The sequence below is a fragment of the Fischerella sp. PCC 9605 genome, assembly GCF_000517105.1.
Classification (GTDB): Bacteria; Cyanobacteriota; Cyanobacteriia; order Cyanobacteriales; family Nostocaceae; genus PCC9605.
The window spans coordinates 407267-429688 of record NZ_ALVT01000034.1 but is presented as its reverse complement, the minus strand read 5'-3'; the positions used below and the strand labels follow the sequence as shown (position 1 = coordinate 429688).

Genomic DNA, 22422 nt, shown 5'->3' with positions numbered 1-22422 from the left:
CTTAATATCGCTATTTACGTTATAGACTTAGATTACTATTGTTCTTGTACATAAAAACAACGTAGTGATAAAACTTAATATCAGCTACGCTGTTGTTGTTGTTGTTATTTAAAATTTAATAAGATATAACCTGAGACAACACTTCGTCAAGTTTTACAATTGGTTCCAAACAGGCAGACCGAAAGAAGTTATTCAGTTCTGCCAGCTTTAACGATTCAATTACATCACGAGCTTGGGTGAGATTTTGTGAAGTGGTTTCGAGGTTTCCTTTACTTTGCAATTGCAAATCTACCAACTCTCGATACACTGGTTCTACACTTTCTGTGAAGGAAAACTGAATGTCTGGATTGATGGCAACTAAATCGCTACGCAGAGATTGGAGAGTACGAAATGCTACTTGGTAGGCAGCGATCGCTCCTTTAATATCTCCCTTTTGCTTGAGTAAACGTCCTAACTGCCATTGCCACTGATAAGTAATATCTGGTGCGTCAATTGCTTGGGTTGTGAACAAAGCTTTTTCCGTCAGGTCAAAAGCATGGGATAACTGCTCAGTTTGTTCATACAATGAGCCAAGAGTACCCGTTGCATAAGATTCTGCTCGTTTGTCTTGCAGACTTTTTGCTTGTTGGACTGCTGGTGCTAATAGTTGGGCAATATCCAACCATGAGGGAGTATTTATGTTATTTGTATCTTTGTTACTATGATTTTTGATCTCTTTTTTTAATCGTGCTAGATTCTGAGCTAAGTTAATCCGGGCGTAAACTGCCATCCGACTAGGCGGTAATTTATTAATTTCTGACTGAGTTTGCGGCAACAAATCTGTAGCAGCGCGAAATTGCTGTGTTTCTAAAAGCAAGCTGAATCGATTTAACAGTAATTCGATACGCGTATTAATGGGAGGTGATAAGGCAGCTGCCTGTTGGAAGAAGTTTAAAGCAGCTTGGGGATTTTTTTGTGCGCGTGCTGTCTTACCTAGACTAACTAGAACTTCACTAATAACTTGATTGGAACGCAAGGATTTCGCTACTTTTAAACTCTCTTTCAATATCTCTTCAGATTCGCGTAATTTACCCAGTAATCGGAGAACGTCGCCGAGGCTACGGAATCCCTCAACTCTAACAGATGCGTCTGGAATGTTTTGGAGGGTTTGCTTTACCTCATCTAAAATATTTTCAGCCCGATTATAAAAGCCCAAAACTTGCAATGCTTGAGCACAGTTAATGTGATTGCGAACTAATTTAACGCGATCGCCTAATTTTTTATATATATCAGCGGCTTGTTGCCAACTATTGAGAGCATTTTCGGTTTGTCCCCGTGTCAAGTGCAAGCGCCCTTGAACATCTAAAGTTTGCGCGAGAATTCCCGCACGCTCTTGCGATCGCTCCAAATTTTGTAATAAGTTAAGACTTTGGGCGATCGCACCTTCTGCCTCTTTCCATAAGCCAAGTTGTTGATAAGCTAAGGACAAATTGCTTAAAGTCATGGCTTGTCCTAATTTATCACCACTGCCAGCGAAGGCGGCGGCTGCTTGTTGCAAAATCTTGACTGCATCATTAAACTTTTCAGCTTCATATAAAGCTTTGCCTTGCTCTACCAAATTTTCGGCATTCAGCGAAGCTTGAGCGAGCAAATTTCCTGTAACCATATGAGCAGTGCTGGGCAATATTGCCGTCACCAAGAACAATACTGCAAGTATGATGATACTGATATGGCGTTGTACTGTTGCTCGTACCTGTCTCAGCAACAATTTGATTTTCTGCTCAAATAGACTCCGTTTGATTCCCATAAATGTTGTAGATGAGTTGAAATAGCTTTAACCGTCAGATGCCGTTTGCGTCCCTTCACATGTTTAGCAGCGTCATAACCAATTGATTGGCTCACCATAACTGCTCATAAAGAGCGCCCGCATTTTTTATCGCCTTTGGACATCTGGCGATCGCTATCTTAAATGGAGTAAGAAGACTCTCAGTACAACAAAGTTTACTGGGAGATAATGATTTCATCTTTCCTGCCAAAGGTGCTCATCCCTATCAACGCGACTTGAAAAACATAGAGTTTCATCTGCAAGACATTTTGCCTTAGAAGAAGAGGGAGATGCGATCGCCAATCACATCCGCCGATTTCTGGCAGATTGCACAGAGTATATCACCCAACTCTAGCCAATGAAGCTAATCGGTGGCATGGTGCAGGTTTTTTTATCGCATAGATTAAGAAGCTTGCACTACATTAAAACTTACCTAGATTTCTTGACGGTATGAAACATATTTAGAAAAGAAAATAATTGTAACTTAAAGATTAACTTTAGTAAATATGATTAATTCCTAATTTTTAATTTTCAACCTCCAGTTGCTCATTCCAATCAAATTAAATAAGCTTATAAACTATTGCGCCAGTATCTGGATGATTACTTGGTTCTAACAAACCTTCAGAACATAGGTTATCAATAGTCTGCTTTATTTCCACAATAGGTTTACCAGTAGCAATCACACAATCTGTTACAGATATAATTCCACCATTATTTTTAGCTAATTCCAGAACTATCTGAATATCAGACTTGGAAGATAATGACTTATTAGTATTTGCATTTGGAGCTATATAATCAGCGACATTAATAATTACTTGTTGGGTATGCGGGGTATTATTCTGATTAGGACTACCATAAAGTAACTTATATTTGAGATTTTTTTCTTCAACCATTCCTGGTATGAGAAGCAAATCTATAAGTTGACCAAAACCAAATAACCCATATGTAAACAGCCATATTATTCCAGTAACATACTTACCACTATAAAAACGGTGAGTTCCGGCTAATCCAAGAAGACAAGTTAACCAAAGCAGATAAGCTACTCCTGTACTTCTCATATTTATAATTCCTTATTGCGTCTTAACGATTTTTTTTAGTAAGATTGTGTGTTTTTTACTACGCTCCTTTCCAAGATAAAATATAACAGTCAAAATGAAAACTAGGATTTATACTTAAAGCAATTAGCGAGCATACCAAAAATATTATTTAAGCTTAGCAAACCTAAGTACAGGTTTGTGTCAAATCGTAGCTTTTTTAAACGTAGAAGAACGCAGAGTAACGGTAGAGAGAAGCTTTGAGCGGAGGAAACCTCCGCTCAAAGCTTCGGTGGGGGCGCAGAGGCTTTTCAAATTTGATTAGTTAGGAATTTATGCAATATTGTATTAATACCATTTATCTATGAAAACGCTCTTAATATAGCCCGCACAGACGGGCTTAGTTCTTATAGCCAACCCTTCTAGGGTTTGGGCTATATAAATATTAAGCGCATTTTTACAGAGAATTGATATAAGTAATTTAAGAAATTTTAAGTATGTTCAATAAATAATTCGAGCATATCAACAGTGTAAACTCTCAAGAGATTGTAATGTAGCTATGATTTGTATAAATTTTATTTAATATCTATGAAGTAACTACAACAGCGGCAATGGCTCATCACATTCTCAAAGCTACTAAAAATACAGTACATCTAGGCGGATTTTCTAATTTATTAGAACCAGTACTGATTGTTGACTCCGGTGATACAGTAGATGTGGAAACATATACTGGTTACTATATTTACGACAAAGCACCAAGCGAATTTATCACATCAGAATTTATTGATATTTGCCAAAATCTGCCAGCAGAACGCAAAATTGCAGATGGTCCCCATTTGCTGACAGGGCCAATTTATGTGCGGGAGGCAGAACCGGGGGATGTTTTGGAAGTAAAATTAGAAGCCATTAAACCTAGATTACTCATTGGTTTCAATGCTATTCGTACAGGTTGGGGAGCGTTACCACAGCAGTTCAATCAACCAGCTTTGAGATTCATTCCCCTTGATTTAGAAAACAATGTTGCTGAATTTCCTGTAAACAGTGGTATTAAAGTTCCTTTGAAACCGTTTTTTGGCATTCTTGGTGTCGCCACTCCAGAAACGCAACGTTCTTCCATTCCTCCTGGTTGTTATGGAGGTAATATTGACAACCGTGAACTACAAGCGGGTTCAAAAGTATTTTTGCCTATTTTCGTTCCTGGTGCTTTGTTTTCTATAGGTGATGGACATTCTGCACAGGGAGATGGTGAAGTGAACGTCACCGCCATTGAAACATCCATGAACGGTACTATTCAATTAAAACTTCGCAAGGATTTGCAACTGACAACACCAATGGCTGAAACTCATACAGATATCATCACAATGGGATTTGGTCAAACTTTAGATGCAGCCTTAGATCAGGCTTTAAAAAATATGATTGATTTTCTGGTAAACTTAACAGGAATATCACCAGAAGATGCTTATGTATTGTGCAGTTTGGCGGTAAATTTTCGCATCACTCAGGTGGTCAATTCTCCGCAAAAAGGTGTGCATGGAATGTTAGCAAAGTCTATCTTATCAACGGAAATAAATTTATAATTAGCAATCAAACAATCATTTTTTATGTCTAATATACTCCTTCAATTATTACTCATCGGTCTTGTCGCAGGTGTAGCTGGCGGTATGTTTGGTATCGGCGGCGGTGCAATTATGGTGCCAGCTATGGTGCTGCTAATTGGTTTGGATCAAAAGTTTGCTACTGGTACTTCTATTGCCGCTCAAATATTACCAATAGGAATTTTGGCTGCTATTATTTACTATCGCAACGGCAATCTCAATATAAAATATGCCGTAATTATCGCAGTTGGTCTTATAATCGGAAACTTGTTTGGGGCTTTGTTTGCAAATCAGCCTTTTATTAGTAGTGAAATGATCAAGAAGCTGTATGGAATATTTTTATTACTAATTGGCTTGCGGTATTTGTTTGTCAGGTAACTAAGTTTAAGGATTGTAATTTATTTGTAGGGAGAGTATTACTCACCCTACTGATTAAATTTTTTAATTGTTAGAGAAGTATCAAATATTTTGTTTGATTCCCCCTAGGGCGTGTTTTCAAACTCTTAGATACCCTAATTTTGTGCATTAGAAAAATCTTGTGGGATGGGCTTCTAGACCGTCCTCAGGAACTTCCAAATAAAAAAACATCCCAAATTTTCTTGTGGGATGGGTGTCCTCACCCGTCACATCTGAGGGGCAGGCTGTCCGGTCTACCCCACAATCCGGGATAATTTATTTCTTGGAAATCCCTCATCGGCGGGCTAGAAGCCCATCCCACAAGAAAGCTATAATGCATCATTTTAGCTTTGACACGCCACTACAAACTTAAGATTTACTTTATAAATGGTCTGTTAGTGGCAAAAACAAAAAGTTAAAATTTAGCGAATATATAATCTTAAACTGCATCTGCTACCAACCAGAGAGATATTTTTAACTAAGTACAGCTAAGCGATAGATATGGATCGTCGTAAGTTTATCAAATATGCCTCTTTTACAGGAGCTAGCTTTACCATTGCTGCCTGTACTGAAAGAAAATCTAATAATCCACAGAGTGGAGTGTCACCAAGGACATCACCCATAGCAGTTAATGAACCATTGAAGGTGGGTTTTGTTTATGTGGGACCTGTAGGTGATTTTGGGTGGACTTATGCCCACGACCTCGGACGCAGAGAAATGGAAGTGAATCTTCAAGGAAGAGTGAGGTCTACTTTTATAGAAAATGTCAGTGAAGGTGCTGATGCTGAGAGGGTTATTCGTCAACTGGCATTAGATGGCAACAAATTAATTTTTACAACTTCCTTTGGCTACATGAATCCGACAATTAAAGTTGCCAAAGACTTTCCTGATGTTTATTTTGAACACTGTACGGGTTACAAACGTGCTGCCAATGTCGGCACTTATTTGGGACGCTTTGAAGAACCCCGCTACTTAACTGGTATGATTGCTGGCAAGATGACCAAATCTAATATCATTGGTTTTATCGGAGCATACCCAATTCCAGAAGTAATTCGGGGGATAGGTGCTTTCACACAGGGACTGCGGGCGACAAATCCTAAGGCAAAGCTGAGAGTAGTGTGGGTACAAAGTTGGTACGATCCAGCTAAAGAAAGAGAAGCTGCACAAGCTTTGGTAAATTTAGATGCAGATGTGCTGACACAACACACTGACTCTTCTGCTGCTGTGCAATTAGCAGAGGAGAAAGGTATTTTTGCTTTTGGTTACAACACCGATATGAGTCGGTTTGGTGCGAAGGCACATTTAACATCAGCCATTAATAAGTGGGGCAAGTTTTATACAGATAAAGCCCTTGCTGTTATCAATGGTACGTGGAAGCCTGAAAACGTTTGGTATGGAATTGGTCAAGGGATGGTTGATATTTCGCCACTAAATCCAGCAATTCCTCAAGATGTGCAGAGATTGGTAATGGCAAAGCGGGAGGAATTTATTAAAGGTAGTGCCCATCCTTTTAATGGCCCGGTGAAAGACCAAAAGGGTGTAGTGCGAGTACCACAGGGTAAAGTTTTGGAGGATAAACAACAGTTAGCAATGGATTGGTATGTTGAAGGAGTAGAGGGTTCACTTCCTAAGGGAAGTCTTAAATGATTTTGGATTTGAGATTGACATGAACCAAAGCCGTTTACAAGCCAGGAATATTAGCAAGTCGTATCTTGGTTGTTTGGCAAATAATCAGGTAAATTTGACGATTCAACCTGGTGAAATTCATGCCCTGCTGGGAGAAAATGGGGCGGGTAAGAGTACCTTGATGAAAATTATCTATGGCTTGGTGCGTCCCGATCGCGGTGAAATTTATTGGGAAGGGCAGCAGGTTAATATTACCAGTCCGGCGCAGGCGCGTCTGCTAGGTATTGGTATGGTGTTTCAGCACTTTTGTTTATTTGAAACCCTTACTGTTACAGAAAATATTGCCTTGGCGCTTCCCCCTACTGAAAAATGGGACTTATCACGAGTTGCTCGAAAAATCCGCGTTCTATCTCAAGAATACGGTTTAGATGTAAATCCAGATCGCCCAGTTCACACTCTATCAGTGAGTGAAAAACAACGCGTAGAAATTATCCGTTGTCTTTGTGTTGCTACCAAGTTGTTGATTTTGGATGAACCAACGGCGGTTCTCACTCCTCAAGAAATAGAAAAGCTATTTGCAACATTGCGGCAAATTGCCTCTGGTGGTTGCAGTATTTTGTTCAGCAGTCACAAGTTACAAGAAGTACAATCTTTGTGCAGTCATGCTACGGTATTGCGGAATGGTGCAGTGGTGTCTGAGTGTAATCCCCAGACAGAAACTCCTCAGAGTCTCGCGCGCATGATGATTGGTGAAGATGCTTACAAGAACACGGGGACGCAGGGACACAGTGACAGGTCGAGAGTTTCCGATCATTTCTCTGCGTCTGGTACTCTCCGCGTCACCGCGTCTTCGGAGGCGTCACCGCGTCCCAAACTCTCCACGTCTTCTTCCCAATCTCTGGGATCTATTTGCTTGCAAGTTAAAGATTTATGCGTGGAATCAAAGCATCCTTTTGGTGTATCATTGCAACACATTAATTTTGAGATTCGTAGCGGCGAAATTGTCGGTATTGCTGGTGTTGCGGGTAATGGACAAAGCGAACTCTTAGCAGCTTTGAGTGGTGAAGTAATTTGTCCTAAGGCAGAAATGATTCTGCTGGGAGAGATGCCTATCGGTAATTGTGATATTCTGAAGCGTCGTCGCTTGGGTTTGGGATATGTCCCAGAAGAACGTCTAGGGGTGGGTGTAGTGCCAAATCTGAATTTGCGAGAAAATGCCTTGCTAACAGCTTACAGTCAAGGGTTGCTGCGGCACGGTATAATTCGACAACGCAAGTTAAAAGCCTGGACTAGTAGAATTTGCAATGCCTTCAATGTTAAACAAGCAGGGTTGGATGCGATCGCCAGCAGTCTATCAGGTGGTAACTTGCAAAAGTTTATTATGGGGCGGGAAATTCAGCAAAATCACGCAGTGTTGATCGCAGCACATCCAACTTGGGGTGTAGATGTTAATGCTACTGCAACTATTCATGAAGCTTTAATGGAAATGCGGAACACTGGTAGTGGAGTGCTGGTGATTTCTGAAGATTTAGATGAGTTGTTGGCATTGTGCGATCGCATTGGGGTGATCTATAAAGGACAGCTTTCTAATTTTGTGCCAATTGCAGACATCAGCCGCGAACAAATCGGGCGCTGGATGGGAGGAGATGGCTTTGTGTCAGATAAATAAATCGGCTAGAACACCGATTCAGTAATCTTCAAATGAAAAAAAGGACAAGGAGAACAAGGAGAACACGGGGGCATTGGGACGCGGTGACGCGGAGAGTACCAGACGCAGAGACATGATCGGAAACTCTTGATTGTCTGAGTTCAAACATAGGCAATCAGGCGACCACACACAATTACAGCTGTCCAAAGAATGAGAGAGAAAATAGCCGTAATTCTTGCTGTCGCAGGAGCTTTGACTCCCCGGTTCCAGAGTTTGACTGAGCGGTAAATCCCGCCATGAAACACCGCCGCATTCACGCTAGTTGCCGCAATCAGTATGAGTTTGAGACGAAAGGCAGGATTTGTTGCAATCACACTTGCATCAACGGCAAACATCAGGAAGCCGGAGAGAGCAACGATCGCAAAGCTCAGGTAAGCCCAAGGCAAAAGATGCCGTGCCATGTCGCTCACCAATAGGTGGCGGGAAAAGCCAAGCAATCGGAGGTCGAACATGACAACCGATCCAAACAAGATCGCCAGACCTAAAATGTGTACCGTCTCAACGATCGGGTAGCCCCACGTCCACTGGCGAATCGCAACGGATAATGCACTTTTCTCCAGCCACAACCAGTCGGTATCTGCAACACTTTCCATTAACGCAACTCCACTGTGCGATCGCCGACTATGATTCGCTCTGCCCGCATCTGATTAGACTCGCTGCGGTGAGCATAGCCGACTACACCTACTGTTTGCCCGACTTGCAGAGCCGTCTGCGGCAATCCACGTCGCTGCATGCGAGAGGGTGGTGCAAGAACAGATGTCCAAATTTTGTTACCAGACTTGATCTGAATCATCACATGAGGAGACTCATAGCTCACTTGTTGAATCTGTCCTGTCAAGTTCAAAGGTTGCTGGTTGTTGTACTCACTCCAACCGTGATGTGCTCCTGCTTCATCAGCATCAACACTTAGGAAGGTTGCGATCGCGGCTGCTGTCACAGCTGCATGCACAAATCCTTTTTTGGACATTGCTTTGATCTCCTTTTACAGTTCAGTAAACATAAATCAATGAAAAGAAACTGTTATTTCATCGCAGCTACACAGTTGTGTCATCAATCCTGCCAGCCAAGCAAACAATCATTGTCGCGATCGCGCCTCTAGCCAGTTTTGATCGCTTTGCAATCATGTTTTTTGACTCCCCAAGTTGATCGCTGTACTCAGTATCAACTCTTTATGATCTTTAGTATGAGAGATGAATATGATAGAAAAATGTCAGATGCTGAGGAGGCTATTGTCAACTTAACAGTTATTGTCTCAACTTACTGAGAATACAAGTAATAACATCACCTTAAACGGTTGTGTTGTAAAAACTTATCGAGGACATGAAAACCCTTTAGATAGACATCTCCGAAAACTACTAACGCGCTTGTATGACTAACTTACAGAGTGCGCTCATCAACGATGTAAAGTTAGCCTAGGTGTATTCGGTGGAGTATAGGATTGCTACTATTTATTGGATTACGTCCCCAACCTTAAAAGTTTGCCTTCCTACGGTTACTTGGTCGCTTGATACTAATTTCCTTCCTCGTCGGGTTTCAACTGTGCCATTGACTTTTACATCACCATCATTAATCATCAGTTTTGCTTGCCCTCCAGTTTGAGCTATACCCACCAACTTTAAAAACTGGTCGAGTTTAATCATGTTGCCACTTGTCGAAAGTAGTTCACCTGCACAACAACTTAATTTTATGGTGGTATCATCAAGCCAAACAACTAATGGCGATGTGGAACGAAGTTGAGCAAGGTTGACCCTATATTATGAAAAGGTTAAGTCTTACTTACACTAATTTTTATATTATTTACATCTATCTTAAGTAGTAATTTATATGATGTATATCAACCAGTAAACTAAAAAAGTGATATATTCCCTGGGTAGAAATCTCTCTGTTTTCTTCGTATACGCTAATCTTAAAAAAAATATTTAATTTTAAAAACATTTGCTGTACAATGATCGCACCAAAAATTGTATACATATAAAGTTATTTTTTCTTGGTGCAAATAAATCTTCAGATGTATATTATTACTAAGTAAAAAGGCATAAGTGAATCTACAATTAGTTGAAGCTTGAATAACCGTGGAAGAACTTCTAGAAGCTGTAGAAAGAATTCTACAAGACAAGCCTCTCAGTTCCATTCAGCGGTTCGTGCTCCATCAATCGTGGTTGGGCAAGACCTACTTTGAAATGGCGCAGGGTTCCGGCTATGGTAGCGACTACATTAAGGAAGTAGGCTCTCAGTTGTGGCAAGACCTTTCTGAAGCACTTGGAGAGAGAGTCACGAAAAAGAACCTGCATCTAGTGTTTCGGAAATATCCCCAAAATAGGATAAACAGGCAAAAGAATCAGCCCGAACAAGAGTTGCCATTAAACTCTAGTTCAGCCAAGTATTCTTCAAACTTAGTCTTAGTCAGCAAAATGGATTTTCCTAGCGGTCCTGTACCACTAGATTCTCCTATTTACATTTATCGTCCTCCCCTAGAAGAACTGGTTTGTAACGAAATTATGCAGCCTGGTTGCTTGCTGCGGATCAAAGCCCCCAGGAAAATGGGCAAAAGTTCGCTGCTCAACAGGATGATTGCTCACGCTAGAGAGCAGGGTTATCATACAGTCTATTTGGACTTTCAAGAAGCGGATGAAAGCATTTTTGCTTCGCTTGATAAATTTTTGCGTTGGTTCTGCATCAACGTTAGCAGGCAGTTGAACCTCTTTCCCAGTCTAGATGATTTTTGGGATGCTGAGATGGGCAGCAAAGTGAGCTGCAAAATTTATTTTGAGGGGTATCTACTGCAATACATTGATAGCAGACCCGTAGTCTTGGCTTTGAATGAAGTTCATCGGATTTTTGAACATCCCAATATTGCCCACGACTTCTTGCCAATGCTGCGATTTTGGCACGAACAGGCAAAGCAGGATCAGACTTGGCAAAAACTGCGGTTAGTGGTAGTTCACACAACCGAAATTTATATCCAGCTCAAGCTCAATCAATCTCCTTTTAATGTTGGGGTAACAATTACGCTACCACCATTTACCCTAGAGCAGGTAGAAAATTTAGCACAGCGCTATGGACTCGAATGGGCAACAAACAAGGAAGAAGCACAACGGCTTGCACCACTACAAGCGATGATCGGCGGACATCCCTATCTGGTGAACCTCGCGCTTTATCATCTGTGTCAGGGAGAAATGAGTTTAGACGTGTTATTACGAACAGCCGCCACACCAACCGGGATTTATGCTCAACATCTCAGAGAACTGTTGACTTTACTCCAAGCTGAACCACGATTGATGTCAGCTATGCAACAGGTTGTAACTGCTAATGAGAGAGTACAACTAGACGCGATCGCCGCTTACAAGCTTGAAAGTATGGGTTTGGTGCAATTAGATGGCGATCGCGCACAACCAAGCTGTGAATTGTATCGCCTTTATTTTAGCCAGCAGCTTGGCAAGCAAAATAGCGTCAATGCTTCTGTAAAATTATCGCCAGAAGAACAACAAGAACACTCTGTTATTGATGAAAATGATGCATTAACTCAGTTCGTCAATCTCCACTACTTCCAACAGTATCTGGAGATGGAGTGGCAATTGTGGCTGAAAAAAAGTTCACAGCTAACTCTGATTTTGTGTGAAATTGACTACTTTAAATTTTACTGTGACACTCATGGGCATGTAGCTGGAAATATCAGTTTACAAAAAATCGCTAATGTCATATGCGACTGCCTGAAATATCAAGCCGATCTGTTGGCACATTATGAAGGGACAAAGTTTGCTGCAATCTTGCCCAAAGTTGATACAGATATTGCTGTTGAACTTGCAGAAAACATTCGCGATCGGGTTAAGGCATTAGCGATCCCCCACGCTCAATCTCACTTTGATGGATTTCCTGCTCCGGTTCTGACTGTGAGTTTAGGGATTGCAACAGCAACACCAAACCATGAAAACTCCGCTGAGATGTTAATTGCTGCTGCTGAAGAAGCACTATTTCAAGCGAGAAGAAAGGGACGTAATTGTTTTATTGTTAATTTAGTTTTAAATGAAAAAATTTAAAACTGATTTATTAATGGGACTATCTTTATCGATTTTCTAAACTATCTTCATACCAACTTCTTTATTTATCTGCAAAACAAATTAACATTTCAAATTCAATGAGCAATTATCGATACCAAGTTGGCGGCACACTGACCTGTGACGCTCCTAGTTATGTTGAGCGACGAGCAGATGTGGAACTCTATGAAGCCTTAAAGCAGGGAGAGTTTTGCTATGTCCTTAGTTGTAGGCAAATGGGCAAATCCTCGCTCATGGTTAGAACCAAGCATCGCCTGCAACAGGAAGGCTTTCGATGCGTCACTATTGATATGACTAATATTGGTTGCGAAAATATAACTCCCCAGCAGTGGTATAAGGGAGTCATAGGTGATTTATGGTTGGGTTTTAAACTGTTAGGAAAAGTCAATTTAAAAGCTTGGTGGCAAGAACAAAGCGATATTTGTTTACTTCAGAAACTCAGTCGATTTATTTCGGAGATACTACTAGATCAATTTCCTCACGAAAGATTGTTTATCTTTATTGATGAAATTGATAGTATTAAAAGCCTTGATTTTCCCGTTGATGACTTTTTTAGCTTGATTCGATTTTTATATAATCAACGAGCAATTGCTTCCGAATATAATCGAATTACATTTGCCATTTCTGGCGTTGCTACACCTTCAGACTTAATTTCTTATAAAAATCATACTACCCCATTTAATATTGGTAAAGCTATAGAAATAGATGGCTTCACATTTGCAGAAGCTAAACCACTAGCTCAAGGATTGGAAATAAATGGTAGCGATCCCCAGATAGTTCTTAAAGAAATATTAGCTTGGACAGAAGGACAACCTTTTCTTACCCAAAAGCTATGTCGGCTACTTGTAAGTTCAACCTTAGATGATGTAGCAAGAAAGCTCAAAATTCTTCCTGGCACTGAAGCATACTGGGTAGAGAGTATTGTGCGATCGCGCATAATTGACAAGTGGGAATCACAAGATGAACCGGAGCATTTACGGACAATTCGCGATCGCATCTTGAGAAAAGAACAATCTGCTGGAAGATTGCTAGGAATTTATCAGCAAATTCTCCAAGGGATTGACGTACCTGTGGATGATACTCAAGAACAGGTAGAACTATTGCTGTCTGGTTTGGTGACAAGAAAGCAGGGTTTTATAAAAGTAAAAAACCGAATTTATCAAGAAGTTTTCAACCTCGAATGGGTTGAAAAACAATTAGCTTACTTGCGCCCCTACTCTCAAGCCTTCAATGCCTGGATAGCCTCTAACGAAGAAGATAAATCTCGCCTTTTGCGTGGACAAGCCTTGATTGATGCCCAAACTTGGGCACATGGCAAAAGCTTAAGCGACTTAGATTATCGATTTTTAGCGAAAAGTGAAGAATTGGATCGAAAAGAAGTGCAACAAGCATTGGAGGCGGAACGCGCCAAAGAAGTAGAAGCACGACTGCAAGAACAACAAAAGAGAGAGGCTCAACAAAAAAAAGCTGCCAGAATAGTCACGCTCCTATTGCTAGGTATGACTATTAAGTTTGCGATCTCACTAGCGTGGGGAGTGTCGCTTTTACAAAAGATTCAGAACCTTGAATTACAGGTGAAATGTGCCCAGATTAAGTATCAAAGCAAAGCCACGAATACAAAATCTGAGTCGGGTGGGTGCTGAGTGAAATATCGATAAAACTTATATGATAATGATAATCATACTTGAAGAAGAGAAGCTGTCAATATAAACTGAATCCTTATACATCTTCGAGGAAGAGTTTGTGCCGAGAATCATTATCACATCTAAACGTGGATCGCTAATCCTCATCGGGATTTTGAGCTTTTACCAAATAGTGAGCGCCGCCGCACCAGCCTATGCCATGCACATCATGGAAGGTTTTTTACCTGTGGGGTGGGCGGTATTTTGGTGGATAGTAGCGCTGCCATTTTTTGTGTTGGGGTTGCGATCGCTAACACGCATTACTCAAGCGAAACCAGAATTAAAATTACTCTTGGCATTGGCAGGGGCTTTTACCTTCGTACTATCGGCATTAAAAATGCCTTCGGTTACAGGTAGTTGTTCCCATCCTACAGGTACAGGATTAGGAGCAGTGCTATTTGGGCCTTTAGCCATGTCAGTGCTGGGTAGTCTAGTGCTGCTATTTCAAGCACTGCTGCTAGCCCACGGCGGTTTAACTACACTGGGAGCCAATGCATTTTCAATGGCGATAGTCGGGCCTTTTGTTGCCTTTTGGATATATCGCTTAGTCATGCCAACTGGCAAGCAAAGATTAGCAATTTTTCTAGCCGCAGCGATCGCAAATTTAATGACTTATCTTGTGACTTCTGTACAATTAGCTTTGGCATTTCCTGCAACTACAGGTGGGATTGTGGCATCCTTTGCTAAATTTGCGGGGATCTTTGCCATTACACAAGTTCCTTTAGCAATTAGTGAAGGATTATTAACAGTGTTGGTGTGGAATTGGCTAGCTAACTATGGCCGTCAAGAACTAGAAACGTTGAATCTGATTAAATCAGAGAATGGTTAGTGGTTAGTGGTTAGTACTTGTTCCAACCAACAACCAACAAACAACAAAAAATGACAAATGACTAAAATTCAAAATCATAAATGGAATAACTGGCTATTGCTACTTGCAGTAGTGGCTTTAACTGTAACGCCTCTAGTGTTACTCAAAGATGCAGAATTTGGCGGTGCAGATGGCAAAGCTCAAGAAGCGATTGAAGAGATACAGCCTGAATATAAACCTTGGTTTAATTCATTGATTCAAATATCTAGCACAGAAGTTCAAAGCTTATTGTTTGCTGTGCAAGCGGCTGCGGGTGCTGGTGTGATTGGCTATGTAATTGGACTATATAAAGGGCGCTCAGAACGTCAAAATCATCATAATGAAAATTCAGATTGACACACTAGCCTACACTAATCGCTTGCGATGGTTGCCACCAGAACAAAAATTGCTGTTTGCAACTGCCTTATTAATCGTCACAGCTTTTGCTCATCCAAGCGTGCAAATTTTGATTGCACTCTGGATGAGTGTTTGGACAGTGATCTATGCAGGCATTCCGGGCAAAATATATTTGAAATTGATCTATGTGGCAACTTTTTTTTGGTTAACCAGCTTGCCAGCTTTAGCTATTAATGGTATAGATGTAGCTCACATAGATTTAATACAACATGATGCGATCGCGGGATTAAATATTAGTGGTTATTACCTATACATCAGTCATAATGGTCTTGGGCTGGGATTGACAATTTTAACGCGAGCTTTAGCTTCTCTTTGTTGCTTGTATTTTGTCATGCTCACTATTCCCTTCACTGAACTTTTGCAAACGCTGAGACGTCTTGGTTGTCCAGCACTGTTAACTGAGCTTTTATTGCTGATGTATCGCTTTATTTTTGTGCTGTTAAACACAGCTTCGGAATTATGGACTGCTCAGCAGGCTCGTGGAGGCTATCGTACTTTCGCTACTAGTATGAAAAGTTTAGCACTGTTAATTGGACAACTACTCAAACGCAGTTTAGAAAACTATCGCCAAGTTGTCTTAAGTTTAGAATCAAGGGGTTTCAATGGAGAATTGCGGGTTTGGCATCCCCATCACTATCATCAATCAAAGCGATATACCATAGAAGCTATTTTTGGCTTTGCTTTATTAATAGCATTAGAATGGGGGCAGAATGCCGGAATGGTTACTCACATTTGAACAGATATATTACACTTATTCAGGCGCAAAACAATCGGCTGTGAATGGTCTCACAATAAAAATTCCTGCTAAGAAAAAATGTGCATTAATTGGTCAAAATGGTTGTGGTAAAACTACGCTATTTTTATTAGCTAATGGCCTATATAAACCTCAAAAAGGAACTATTTATTGGCAAGGTCAACCACTACAATATGACCGAAAGTTCATGATGAATTTACGCCAGAAAGTCGGCGTAGTTTTTCAAGACCCAGAGCAACAACTAGTTGCTTCTACAGTTGAAGAAGATATTTCTTATGGCTTGTGCAATTTGGGGTTGCCTGAAGCAGAAATTCAACAGCGAATTGAGCAAGCATTAGTTGATTTTGATTTAACATCACTCGCACAAAGACCTGTACACCATCTCAGTTTAGGTCAAAAAAAGCGAGTTTCTATAGCAGATGTGATGGTACTAAAACCGGAATTATTATTGTTAGATGAACCAACGGCGTATCTAGATCGGATGCATACTCGTCACCTGATGTCAACTTTGAAAAATATTCATGCTGCTGGGACAACAATAGTCATGGCAACTCATGACCTAGATTTAGTTTATCGCTGGGCAGATTGGGTATTTGTGATGGATAGAGGACGACTAGTACTGGAGGGAAAACCCCAGGATGTGTTTACTCAGCGTGACATTCTGGAAGAATTACAGTTAGGAGTACCTTTAATATATGAAATGTTATATGCTGCTGACGAATTTGCTGAAGAGAGAGCAGTTTTAGAACGTTTGCGACAGCGAATGTTAAATGTAGTTCGTGAGTTTTAGTCAATAGTCATTGGTCATTTGTCATTTGTCATTGGTCATTTGTCAAATTAATTATTTTAAGTTTGTATTTGCAGTTTTATTTTTAATAAATGATTTATGTGTGATTTATAATACTGCATTTAGGTATTTTTTGACACAGTGTTTGTGAATGCTAAAGAGGAAATTATTATTTTTTTACAATCAACAGCATAAGTAAATTATTTTATACAAATTTTCTTGTCAATAACCCTGAAGGAATAGCATAAAATCCCCCAAGAGGGCATTGCAAATAAGGGGTAAATTTTGTTTTGTATGAATTTGATGCCGCAGTTTTAATGATTACTCTGTGCAAATAAATAAACGGGGGCACATAATGCATATTCCTGATGGTTTTGTTTCTCTACCGGTGGCGGCAGTTACCGGTGTGGCGAGTGTGGCTGCTGTAGGTATTGCCTTGGGGCGATCGCAAGATGCTTTTGGTGTGAGACGCGCGCCAGTTCTCGGCTTAACTACCGCCTTTATATTTGCTGCTCAGATGATTAATTTTCCTGTAGCAGGCGGCACTAGCGGTCACTTATTGGGAGGAACTTTAGCAGCGATCGTTCTCGGTAGCCCTTGGGCGGGTACACTATGCATTGCCACAGTTCTAATTATTCAAGCCGTGCTGTTTGCCGATGGGGGCATTACTGCCTTAGGAGCAAATATTTTTAACATGGCAGTGATTGGAGTTTGGGTTGGCTGGAGTTTAACCCATACCTTACAGCGGCTATTTGGAGGATCTAGAGGGCGCTTGCCGCTAGCTGCTGGCATTGCTGCTGGCGTGAGTGTAGTCGTAGCGGCTGTAGCTTGTGCGATTGAATTAGCCCTTTCTGGAACAGCACCTCCACTACTGGTTTTACCAGCGATGACTGGTGTACATATCCTGATTGGTGTTGGCGAAGGATTGATTACTGGGGGTGTATTAGCTTACCTGGCCACAGTGCGACCAGATTTGTTACCAGGGGCGCAGCAGCAATTCAAAGGCTGGGTAGTGCCAGTAGTAAGTATTCTTTTGATTTCTGGTTTACTCTCCTTGGTAGCCTCTGCATGGCCTGACGGCTTGGAAAGAGTTGCCGAAGACCTGGGTTTCATAAGCTTGGCAGAACAAGTGCGAGTCACAGTCCCAACACCCTTAGCTGACTACGGAATCGAAGGGTTAGGCCCTGTTGGCACGAGTATCGCGGGAATTTTTGGATCTATTGTTTGCTTTGGTGTTGCCTTTGGCATTGCAAAAGTGGTGAAACCGAACAATGCTTAAAATTTCACTACCATTACGTTTACAGTTATCCCTAGTGATTGTAGTAGGGGCAGCTTTATTAAAGTATGAGGCTTGGAATTGGCTAGCTGCATATGGCGCGATCGCACTAATTTGGGCTATCCTTTTGCGCGTACCCATTCGCAAACTCACGGGATTGTTGGGTGCAGAATTATTATTCCTTTCATTTGTAGCGTTACCCTTAGGATGGGAACGAGCTAGTTTTCTGTTAATTCGTTCTCTCATTTGTTTGGTAACAATGAATAGTTTTTTGTTAACCTTGCCGCCACACAGTTTTGGTATTGCTCTCAAAGGTTTACCCGTTCCAAGCGGATTGAAGGAAAATTTGTTATTGACTGGACAATATATAGAAATTCTGCTAGCAGAAGTAACGCGAATGCAACGTGCTGCTCAACTCCGAGGTCTAAATGGCACAGCAGCTTGGCTGCGTTACGCCAGTGCAGCTATGATTGGTAGCTTGTATCTCCGTAGTTTAGAAAGGGCAGAACGAGTTTACGCAGCAATGGTAGTTCGTGGTTATAAAGGAACACTACCAGTAGATTCAACATTAAGAGCCAAAGAGCGTTTTGTTGTTCTGCTAGCTTGTGCGATCGCTGTTAGTTTAACCTTGGCTTCTTATAGCGATTTTGGATTAGTCATTAGTCATTTGTTCTTAGTTGTTAGTTGTTAGTTGTTTGGAATAATCACCACCAAAAACCAACCAAAATGTCACAAGCTGTAGTGGTTCAAAACCTAGTTTATGCCTATTCCCAGGGTGAACCAGTTTTACGAGGAATTTCTTTTACCTTAAATGCAGGCGATCGCGTAGCGCTAATGGGGCCAACTGGTTCTGGCAAAAGCACCTTGCTTGAGAACCTGATTGGCTTAAAACAACCTCAAGGCGGGAAAATTTTGATTAATGGCATCCCTTTAGAACCAAAAACCTTACCTCAAGTGCGTCGTCAAATCGGTTTTGGCTTTCAAGATGCCAACGACCAACTTTTTATGCCAACTATACTCGAAGATGTTACCTTCGGCCCGCGTAACTATGGTGTATCACCAGCTATAGCAATTGACAAAGCAAGACATTTGTTAGCTAATTTTGGTTTAGAAGCTTACGTCAACCGTTCTGCCCACGAACTGTCGGGGGGGCAAAGACGCCTTGCTGCCCTTGCTGCAATTTTAGCTTTAGAACCTGATATTTTGATTTTGGATGAGCCGACGAACGGTCTTGATCCGGCATGGCGGCGTCATTTTGCTCAATTGTTGTTACAGTGGCAGGGAAAAGTGATGTTAATTGCCTCCCATGATTTGCATTGGCTAAGCAAAGTGACTCGACGTGCTTTAGTGCTTTCTGGAGGTCGCATTGAAATAGATAGTGAGATTCAACCATTATTGCAAGATGCCGATACTTTGGAAAGATTGGGTTTGCCTGTTGATTGGTAAAATGACACAACAAAGATAACAGCAAATACTTATGGTTCGCATTGATGCCGAATCGGAATTTCGATCGCAAATTCTGTACCATGTCCTAGAGCAGATTGGCAGGAGAGTTTACCCTTGTGCCCTTCAGTAATGATTTGGTAGCTAATGGATAAACCCAAGCCCGTACCTTTGCCAATTGGTTTTGTCGTAAAGAAAGGGTTAAATAGCCGCGATCGCACTTTTTCATTCATGCCAGTTCCATTATCAACAATGCGAATTGTTACTGTATCGTCATCTGTGATTACAGTATAAATACGTATACAAGGGACTGAACCTTCCCCTAGTCCCTCTTCCAAAGCATCAATTGCATTCGACAAGAGATTCATAAATACTTGATTAAGTTGACCTGGATAACATTCAACTAGGGGCAATTGACCGTAATCTTTAATGATTTGAATTGCCGGACGATCTGGTTGTGCCTTGAGGCGATGGGCTAAAATCATCAAGGTACTGTCAATACCTTCGTGAATATCCACAAATTTGAACTCTGCTTCATCGAGCCGCGAGAAGGTACGCAAAGATTGCACAATTTCCTGAATTCGTTCAGTTCCAATTTGCATGGACGACAGCAAATTGGGTAAATCCTCAGCGATAAAATCCAGGTCAATCTCTTTGAGGCGATCGCGTAATTCTCTATCTGGTTCCGGATAGCGTTGCTGATAGAGGCGAACGACTTCCAGCAATTGCTGGGTATATTCTACAGCGTGAATGACATTGCCATATATGAAGCTGATCGGGTTGTTAATCTCATGGGCAACACCAGCTACGAGTTGTCCTAGACTTGACATTTTTTCAGTTTGCACCAACTGGGTCTGTGTTTGTTTCAGATCTTCCAGCATTTTAGTCAACTGCTGAGTTTGCAGTTGAGTTTGCTCTAACAGTTCCGCTTGCTGAATGGCAACACCCAGTTGATCGGCTGTTTGCATTAACAAGGCAATATCTAAGTCTTTCCATTGGCGAGGGCCAGAATTTTGGTAAACTGCTAGCAGCCCCCATAACTTGTCTGCTTGGTAGATGGGAACAATAATGTATGCTTGACACTGGAATTGTTTCAGCACAGCTCGATAGCAGTCTGGAAAGTTCATTGTATCGACATCATCAACGTGCTTGATAGCACAGCCCCGCGCAAATTCTCCTCCTTGGGTTTCCTGGAGATAGGTGTCAATGTTTGGGACAGGTGCATCCACAAAGCTACTGACAATGCAGCGATCGCTCCGTGATACGTAAGTTTGGATGTCTGTATCAGTGGCTTGGGCTTGCCGGAGGCTAGTCCAGCCTTCTCCAACAGCTTCGGCAACAAAGCAACCACTCCAATCTGGATTGAACTGATAGATGACCACGCGATCAACTCGCAAGAGCCGATAAACCTCTTCGGTCGTAGTTTGGAAAATTGCACCTAGCTTGAGCGAAGCGCGAATTTTAGCAATTCCGCTGGAAAGAGCTTGTTGTTGTTCTAACAGATATTGTAGTTCAGCCGTCCGTTCCTGCACCTGCCGCTCCAGGTTAGCATTAAGTGATTGCACTTGGTTGTAAAGGTAATATTGCTGCACCGCCATGACCACATGTCCGCCGATCGTCTCGGCAAGTTTCTTCTCGTTCTCTGTCCAGGGTTTTGCCTGTCCGCGCCTCAGTTCCCGCCAAGTCTCAAATGAGATTTGTGCTGCGATTTGACGGGTATCTCGATCGCAGCGCCCTGCCCATAGCCGTTCGGTTTCAATTTCATTGCGGAAGATACTAAGACAGCCAATTACTTGCTTACCGTAACGCAAGGGAATAATCATCAGCCCTCGCACTTGCGTAGGCTGAAACGAAGTGACAATCGTGCGAAAAATGGGTTCTTGGTAGATATCATTGATTGCCCAACAGTTGAGATTGGGACGTTCGCCTCCAGACAGGTACATTGAGTGCATCCGCTGTGCTGACCAAAGTTCTTGCCCCGCATCCTGAGTTGCTTCGACTTTGCAAATATCTTGACCAGGCGAGCGCAGATATTGCTGCCACATCAGATGTTGCTCAATTTGCCGCCCACCGCCGTTGACTAGTTCCGTGGGCTGTTCCCCGCATACGTAGAATTCATCCACTTGATCGCCAGTTTCAGACATCAAGTATAATCGCCCACCTGAAGCTTGCAAGATTTCAACTACTTTTTCCAGGGCAGCTTGAAGTTGCACTGTTGGCAAGCGATGCAATACAGTGTTGAGTTCGTTAATTTTGGCTTCCCGTTCTGCTTGTTCGCGCATCTGGCTGAGCAAGGTTGATTGAGCGATCGCTACTTCAACTTGATCGGTAACTGCCTGAATAAATTGCAGCTCAGCTTCGGTGACATGGCGCTGCTGGGAATGATGCGACACCAACAGACCCCAGAGGCGATCGTCATGCAGAATTGGCACCACAACTGACGACTTAACTCCCATCGCTGTTAAATATTCCACATGGCAAGGATCGACCGGACGATGGCGCAATTGCAGCTCTGCCTCGTCTGGTGTAGAGTCGAGATATTCCATCAGGCTCATACCAGTTGTTGTTTGGGCAACTACATCCACAGCAACGCGCTGGCGCGATTTGATGAAGAGTTCGCGGGCGTAGGGTGGAATATCGTCGGCAGGAAAATTTAGCCCCAACAGTGAAGGTAGACGATTGTCGTGAATCGATTCGGCAATAACTTCACCGCTGCCATCAGCATGAAATCTGTATATTTTAACACGGTCGGTTCCCAACAGCGATCGCACTTCTGCCGCAGTAGTTTCTAAAATTTCCTGCAACTCCAACGACTGGCGAATCCGTGACGCGATCCGATGGAGCAAATCTTCGCGGTGCTGCGATTGTAGGGGGGATTGGGAGCCTTCTGTAGTTAGCATAGATTTGTGGTCATGATTAGTCTTCTATTAAGATTCCCAGTATTGAAGTTTCATTAACATTAGGCTAAGGCATAACGAATGCTGTTCGTTGTCAGCTC

At 41.9% G+C, this 22422-nt stretch carries 19 protein-coding genes; 13 read left to right on the top strand and 6 right to left on the bottom strand.

The genetic code is table 11. The annotated features are described in order from the left end of the window. Window positions 1-115 precede the first annotated feature (115 nt). Window positions 116-1786 carry a tetratricopeptide repeat protein gene (locus FIS9605_RS36075; protein ID WP_051469909.1) on the bottom strand — a complete coding sequence of 557 codons (1671 nt, stop codon included), beginning with the start codon at window positions 1784-1786 and terminating at the stop codon, window positions 116-118. A gap of 578 nt (window positions 1787-2364) precedes the next feature. Further along, entirely contained in the window at window positions 2365-2862 is a 498-nt protein-coding gene (locus FIS9605_RS0102440) for an NINE protein (RefSeq protein ID WP_035139296.1), read from the bottom strand. Between the two features lie 587 nt (window positions 2863-3449). Here FIS9605_RS0102440 and FIS9605_RS0102435 point away from each other — a divergent pair. The 4 genes from FIS9605_RS0102435 (at window position 3450) to FIS9605_RS0102420 (ending at window position 8124) form a co-directional block, all read left to right on the top strand. Beyond that, window positions 3450-4415, top strand: a complete 966-nt coding sequence (locus tag FIS9605_RS0102435; protein ID WP_026731162.1) for an acetamidase/formamidase family protein — start codon at window positions 3450-3452, stop codon at window positions 4413-4415. 24 nt (window positions 4416-4439) lie between these two features. After that, window positions 4440-4811 (top strand): sulfite exporter TauE/SafE family protein, encoded by a 372-nt coding sequence (locus FIS9605_RS0102430; protein WP_026731161.1) that lies wholly within the window; start codon window positions 4440-4442, stop codon window positions 4809-4811. 519 nt (window positions 4812-5330) lie between these two features. After that, window positions 5331-6476 (top strand): BMP family ABC transporter substrate-binding protein, encoded by a 1146-nt coding sequence (locus FIS9605_RS0102425; RefSeq protein ID WP_026731160.1) that lies wholly within the window; start codon window positions 5331-5333, stop codon window positions 6474-6476. Between the two features lie 19 nt (window positions 6477-6495). Continuing rightward, complete coding sequence (locus FIS9605_RS0102420; protein WP_026731159.1) at window positions 6496-8124, top strand: ABC transporter ATP-binding protein; 1629 nt, start codon at window positions 6496-6498, stop codon at window positions 8122-8124. 140 nt (window positions 8125-8264) lie between these two features. Here the strand turns inward: FIS9605_RS0102420 and FIS9605_RS0102415 are convergent, their stop codons facing one another. From FIS9605_RS0102415 to FIS9605_RS0102405, 3 genes are all read right to left on the bottom strand, one after another. Then, window positions 8265-8756, bottom strand: a complete 492-nt coding sequence (locus FIS9605_RS0102415) for a DUF6644 family protein (RefSeq protein ID WP_026731158.1) — start codon at window positions 8754-8756, stop codon at window positions 8265-8267. Further along, entirely contained in the window at window positions 8756-9130 is a 375-nt protein-coding gene (locus tag FIS9605_RS0102410) for a DUF6152 family protein (RefSeq protein ID WP_026731157.1), read from the bottom strand. Before FIS9605_RS0102410 ends, FIS9605_RS0102415 begins: the two co-directional genes overlap by 1 nt. A gap of 481 nt (window positions 9131-9611) precedes the next feature. Next, window positions 9612-9803, bottom strand: a complete 192-nt coding sequence (locus FIS9605_RS0102405; protein ID WP_026731156.1) for an RNA-binding S4 domain-containing protein — start codon at window positions 9801-9803, stop codon at window positions 9612-9614. Window positions 9804-10235: 432 nt separating this feature from the next. On the opposite strand from FIS9605_RS0102405, the gene FIS9605_RS0102400 reads away from it, so the two are divergent. The 9 genes from FIS9605_RS0102400 (at window position 10236) to FIS9605_RS0102360 (ending at window position 19427) form a co-directional block, all read left to right on the top strand. Continuing rightward, the gene (locus FIS9605_RS0102400; protein ID WP_231510212.1) at window positions 10236-12200 is read left to right on the top strand and encodes an AAA-like domain-containing protein; all 1965 of its coding nucleotides are present in this window, start codon (window positions 10236-10238) and stop codon (window positions 12198-12200) included. A 98-nt stretch (window positions 12201-12298) separates the two neighbouring features. Continuing rightward, complete coding sequence (locus FIS9605_RS36070) at window positions 12299-13861, top strand: AAA-like domain-containing protein (RefSeq protein WP_051469908.1); 1563 nt, start codon at window positions 12299-12301, stop codon at window positions 13859-13861. Window positions 13862-13970: 109 nt separating this feature from the next. After that, on the top strand, window positions 13971-14729 hold the full coding sequence (locus FIS9605_RS0102390) for an energy-coupling factor ABC transporter permease (protein WP_155960341.1): 759 nt from the start codon (window positions 13971-13973) through the stop codon (window positions 14727-14729). Between the two features lie 57 nt (window positions 14730-14786). Beyond that, window positions 14787-15104 (top strand): energy-coupling factor ABC transporter substrate-binding protein, encoded by a 318-nt coding sequence (locus FIS9605_RS0102385; protein ID WP_026731153.1) that lies wholly within the window; start codon window positions 14787-14789, stop codon window positions 15102-15104. Then, on the top strand, window positions 15088-15900 hold the full coding sequence (cbiQ, locus tag FIS9605_RS0102380) for a cobalt ECF transporter T component CbiQ (protein ID WP_026731152.1): 813 nt from the start codon (window positions 15088-15090) through the stop codon (window positions 15898-15900). The genes FIS9605_RS0102385 and cbiQ overlap by 17 nt, the downstream gene beginning before the upstream one ends. Then, the gene (locus tag FIS9605_RS0102375; protein ID WP_026731151.1) at window positions 15875-16708 is read left to right on the top strand and encodes an energy-coupling factor ABC transporter ATP-binding protein; all 834 of its coding nucleotides are present in this window, start codon (window positions 15875-15877) and stop codon (window positions 16706-16708) included. Before cbiQ ends, FIS9605_RS0102375 begins: the two co-directional genes overlap by 26 nt. A gap of 352 nt (window positions 16709-17060) precedes the next feature. Further along, entirely contained in the window at window positions 17061-17984 is a 924-nt protein-coding gene (locus FIS9605_RS0102370; RefSeq protein WP_026731150.1) for an energy-coupling factor ABC transporter permease, read from the top strand. Next, the gene (locus FIS9605_RS36065; RefSeq protein WP_035139295.1) at window positions 17977-18672 is read left to right on the top strand and encodes an energy-coupling factor transporter transmembrane component T family protein; all 696 of its coding nucleotides are present in this window, start codon (window positions 17977-17979) and stop codon (window positions 18670-18672) included. The genes FIS9605_RS0102370 and FIS9605_RS36065 overlap by 8 nt, the downstream gene beginning before the upstream one ends. 35 nt (window positions 18673-18707) lie before the next feature. Further along, a complete protein-coding gene (locus tag FIS9605_RS0102360) occupies window positions 18708-19427 on the top strand; it encodes an energy-coupling factor ABC transporter ATP-binding protein (RefSeq protein ID WP_026731149.1) in 720 nt (239 codons plus the stop codon). 29 nt (window positions 19428-19456) lie between these two features. Here the strand turns inward: FIS9605_RS0102360 and FIS9605_RS0102355 are convergent, their stop codons facing one another. Continuing rightward, window positions 19457-22324: a GAF domain-containing sensor histidine kinase gene (locus FIS9605_RS0102355; RefSeq protein WP_026731148.1), complete on the bottom strand. Its 2868-nt coding sequence runs from the start codon at window positions 22322-22324 to the stop codon at window positions 19457-19459. Window positions 22325-22422: the final 98 nt, after the last annotated feature.